Origin of the sequence: Syntrophomonas sp. UBA1041 (genome assembly GCF_002316705.1) — a bacterium.
In the GTDB taxonomy this organism is placed as follows: domain Bacteria; phylum Bacillota; class Syntrophomonadia; order Syntrophomonadales; family Syntrophomonadaceae; genus DTU019.
Genome location: NZ_DCEA01000022.1, coordinates 1 through 4740 on the forward strand (window position 1 = coordinate 1; position 4740 = coordinate 4740).

4 protein-coding genes are annotated in these 4740 nt (G+C 45.2%); all 4 read right to left on the minus strand.

Translation table 11 applies throughout. The annotated features are described in order from the left end of the window. Positions 1 to 195 precede the first annotated feature (195 nt). Positions 196 to 1026, minus strand: coding sequence for a phosphoenolpyruvate hydrolase family protein (locus B2633_RS04740; protein WP_483169504.1), 831 nt, complete (start codon positions 1024 to 1026; stop codon positions 196 to 198). 169 nt (positions 1027 to 1195) lie between these two features. Next, on the minus strand, positions 1196 to 1555 hold the full coding sequence (locus B2633_RS04745) for a DUF1097 domain-containing protein (protein WP_483169498.1): 360 nt from the start codon (positions 1553 to 1555) through the stop codon (positions 1196 to 1198). Between the two features lie 15 nt (positions 1556 to 1570). After that, positions 1571 to 2779: a Tm-1-like ATP-binding domain-containing protein gene (locus tag B2633_RS04750; RefSeq protein ID WP_483169500.1), complete on the minus strand. Its 1209-nt coding sequence runs from the start codon at positions 2777 to 2779 to the stop codon at positions 1571 to 1573. 189 nt (positions 2780 to 2968) lie between these two features. Further along, positions 2969 to 4168 (minus strand): phosphoenolpyruvate hydrolase family protein, encoded by a 1200-nt coding sequence (locus B2633_RS04755; protein ID WP_483169502.1) that lies wholly within the window; start codon positions 4166 to 4168, stop codon positions 2969 to 2971. Positions 4169 to 4740: the final 572 nt, after the last annotated feature.

Here is a 4740-nt window from a genome sequence, read left to right on the forward strand (position 1 = left end):
GCGAACTTCTCTTGACACTAGCAATGAATAAGTTGTTCAAAAGGCCCGTGAAGAGTTTGCGCTGCATGGTTTATCTATAAAAAAGTCAGAAATACGCAGTTCGGAAAGTTTTCTGAACTGCGTATTAGACTTACAAATCCATGCCCCTTGTTTCAGTGTAGCGCATGAAAGTATTTCTGTTGGATGTTCCTTGTTTTACTTTGTAATAGCCTTGAAAGCGGCCGCCTGAGCGGTAATGCCGCGCTCGGAAGCCAAACGCTCTATTGAGGAAGCACCGAAGAAGCCGTCAATCTCAGGAATGTTCTTGATGATATATGCGGCGTCCCCAGGTTCAGCGATAGGCCCGCCGTGGCAGATAACCATGATATTAGGGTTGACTTTACGGCCGGCGGCAATAATATCTTTAATGAGAGGAATGCAGTCGTCCAAAGTCTTAGCCGTGCTGGCGCCGATTGAGCCTTTTGTGGTAAGGCCCATATGAGCAACCAGAATATCGGCTCCGGCTTCCGCCATGTCCGCGGCCTGCTTGGGATCAAAGACGTAGGGGCAAGTGAGCATGTCAAGTTCATGGGCCTTGTGGATCATGTCGACCTCGAGCCCATAGCCCATGCCGGTCTCTTCCAAATTCTGGCGGAACACACCGTCAATAAGGCCTACCGTGGGGAAGTTCTGCACGCCATTGAAGCCCTGTGATTTCAGCTCTTTCAAATAGATATCCATGACACGGAAAGGATCGGTGCCGCAGACACCGGCCAGCACGGGGGTCTTTTTAACAATCGGCAGCACTTCGTGCCCCATTTCAACAACGATCTGATTTGCATCCCCATAAGCCATCAGGCCAGACAGAGAGCCACGGCCTGCCATACGGTAGCGACCGGAGTTGTAGATAATCAGCATATCAACGTTGGCTTTTTCGGAGCATTTTGCGGTAATTCCGGTGCCAGCCCCAACACCGACTAGAATCTTACCTTCGGCAACCTGTGCTTTGAAGTCAGCCAATATTTCTTTTCGAGACTTATACAGCATGATATTTTCCTCCATAAATGATTTTCTATGTTTCTTTACTGTTGTCGGCTTACACTCAGCTTGATTTTAAACTAGCCGAAGCACTGACCTACAACATTTGAAAAGACGATCCACAACGCCGTCTTTCCAGTCCGCCCAGACGCCGTTCTGAACGATAGCAGGAAAATTTTCAGCGTAGTAACCGGCGAAAACAGGAAAAGGCATTATAGAACGCCAGTAACACGGCAAAGATATTACCTTTACAGGATAACATAATGCCGAATACGATTACAGCCACAATGGCCGCAAGTGCCCAGATGTTTGAGTTCGCGGCAGCGAAAACGATCGCAGAGATCACAGTCATTGCATACCCGAACAGTATAGGGGGTATTACACGCTTGAAGGCAGTGGGTTTTACTCCTTCCGCAAAGTACCATGCCCACCCTATGAACAACCCCAAAACAGGAAATTTGACCACTGGAATAACCATAAAGAAACAGGAGAGACCCGCAAGGACAGTAACGGAGATGTCAAACCTGGTTATCTTCAAGCCAATCCGCCTCTTTTATGTCTCTATCATTTCTATGAGCTTTTTGGCAGCGGCAATGGCAAATTCCCTGTCGTTAATCTGGCAATTCATTTCATAGAGTTTCACCACGTCCCGGTTTATGTTTTGCCTTAAGGTGTTAAACAGAGCTTGATCCTCATCAGGGCCATAAAAAGGCTGGCCCTCGGCGTCGATCATGGAAACACCTTTCAAGGGCAGAAAAAGGGCGGTCTTTCCTTTAGCCATATTTAATTTTTCCGCCAATTTTTTACCGATAGCCTCGTTTTCCTGGACGGTGGTGCGCATCAGAGTAACGGTCGGATTATGCCGATAGAGATTCCTTTTCAGATACTGCTTCGGCACTGTGTCCCAGGGGCCGAAGTTGATCATATCGCAGGCACCCACAGACACCACCTGGGGTATCCCGCAGAGGCCTGCGGCCTCACTGCGGTGAGGGCCGGCACTCAGGGCTCCGCCGAAAAGCTCATCACACCACTCGGTGGTAGTCAAGTCCAGCACGCCTTTGAAATATCCATTATGTATGAGTGACTCCATGGTGCGCCCGCCGGTACCGGTCGCGTGAAATACCAGAACTTCGTAGCCCTTGGACTCAAGGTAATTTTTGGCTTGATCGATACAGGGGGTAGTGACGCCAAACATGGATGCCGCTATCAGCGGTTTTTTCTCAATTTTCTTTGTCAACTTGTGCTCCAGCATGCCAGCCATGGCAAACACAGCGTTACTGAATATTCTGGTTGAAATCCGATTGAGTCCTGCCACGTCAACGATAGAAGGAATAAGAATTATGTCACTAGTGCCTACATACTGTTCTGTATTGCCTGATGCCATTGTGGAAACTACGATTTTGGGAACTCCGATGGGCAGGGCGCGCATGGCGGGAGTAATAATTGAAGTGCCGCCGGAGCCGCCCAAAGAGATGATTCCATCAAATTTTCCCTCTTTGTAGAGGCGGGGGATTATCTTCTCTACACCACGAGACATAGCTGCAGTGGCTCTGGCGCGGTCTTTCATTGCAACGATTTCGGACAAATTTTCACCAGCCTCAGCCGCAATTTCATTATTAGATACGTCGGGTGTAAACGCCGGATTGAAGGTTCCCGTATGAAGTGTGAGTGTTTTTAAACCGATTTCCTCAAACAGTTCTTTAAGAAAAAGAAATTCTTTTCCCTTGCTGTCAAAAGTACCGGCAATCGCTACTGTTTTCACTTTCTAAGTACACCTCCTTCTAATTCTTAAAATTCCGCCATCTGTCTTTTACTGACGTTGGATCCTTGCGTCAATAAAAAACATCAACAGGGGAACTATGTTTTAATTCTACCATCAGCAAAAAAAAATTGTATATGTTAGCTTAATATGTTGTTGTGTTTATTTAATGTTTGTTGCGACTTATACAAATTACTTTACACTGATACTTGCTCGATATGCAGTCGGAGTCATTCCCTTATATTTCTTGAATGTTTTAGTAAACTGTATATAGTCAGGGTATCCAACCAGTTCGGCCACCTTTCCGACAGGGGTCCCTTTCTCCTTGAGAAATTCGCAGGCTTTATTCATTCTGAAACGTATTAAATACTCTGTAAAGTTGCAGCCTACTGTTTTTTTGAACTTAGCGCTGAGATACGGAGTGGAAACGTGGGCCGCCAAAGCCAACTCGCTTAAATATATCGGTTTGCAGTAGTTGTTCTTGATATGATCTTTTATAAATTCGACATAGTCGTAGTCGTAGGCCTGACCGGCCAGAACTTTTATAAGGCTATCCTCCTCTTTAGTGTTATTTGAATATTTGAATGATTTAGTAGTATTCATAATGGCTTTTTCCGCAGGAATGCGTTCAAAGGAAGAACCCCCGATGAAGCCCTGGCATTCAGTATTGTCGTAAAAATATTTGGCATCCAGAGGAGATTTGATCGGACCGCCGTAGACCATTTTTATAACATTGGGATTGATCCTGTCGCAGACATCGAACTCTTGCTGAGCCAGCACTCTGCTCCGGTCTAAGGATTGAACCTTTTTTGCGCCCAAGACGCCGCCGGTGGTCAGCCCCAAATGGGCGCATATCACATCGGCACCCGCTCTTAACATTTGTTCCGCTTGCATTTCGTCGAACACAAAGGCCAGCGTGAACATGTCCTGTTCGTGGGCGAACTTGATGGCTTCCGTCTCCTTGGAGTAAGAGAGACCCTCTTCTTCCAAAGCTTCGCGAAATTGCCCGTCTATAAGTCCCATGGTTGGCCAGTTGTTTATTCCATCAAAGCCGGCGTTCTTTATTCTTGTTATGTACTTTTTTAAATTGATATTTGGGTCGGTGGCATTTATACCGAAAAGGATTGGAGTATTTGGCATGAGCGGCATAAGCTCTCTGGAAGCGAAATCCATAACGATGCAATTACTGTTTGAGTAGCAAAGATAACTGGCTAACGAAGCGCGGCCGGTCTGGCGAAAACGGCCTGCACTCAGTGCGAGAATGAGATCCGCGCCGCCCAGTACGCTGTATTTGGTAGTCATGCCGCTGCCTGCAGCCACTCCGATAATGTGTCCGTTTACTTTTATCTGCGCATTTAGCCTTTTTATGATTTCCTGCCGTTTGATCTGCATACCAGCACCTCCCATGCAATAATCAAGCACAAAATATTTACAAATAAATCAAAATATCTGTCCTTATTATAATATATGCGCTATTTGATAAGATAAATATGTCATTACATATTATTTTTATGTCGTTTATTAACAAATTACTACCTTAAAAAATGTGTATTGAGAGACAGTCCTCATGACAAAATCATATCAGATTTGCAGCCCAAAATGCAACAACCATCAAATGGAACGATATCGTAAAAATGCAGAGGGCAAGCACACCAAAATGATAAAATGAAAGAAAGGCAAGATGGTGTGTTATACGGAAATACGACAAGAAATTCAAGGAAGAAGCAGTTAAGCTCTCAGATGAGGTCGGTACCCGGATGGGTACCAGCATAGAGAGTTAATTTAGAAGAATAATTTTGATGTGTGGAAGATACAGTCTTTATTAGAAAGATTGCTTCTCTTTTTTTATCCTTTTATTCCTTGTTTACTATTCGGGACAATATGGTATCATAAGGGTACAGCGTTACCTATCGCTAGTGTCAAGAGAAGTTCGCAATTTATGGATTCCGGGAAACGAATCAAGC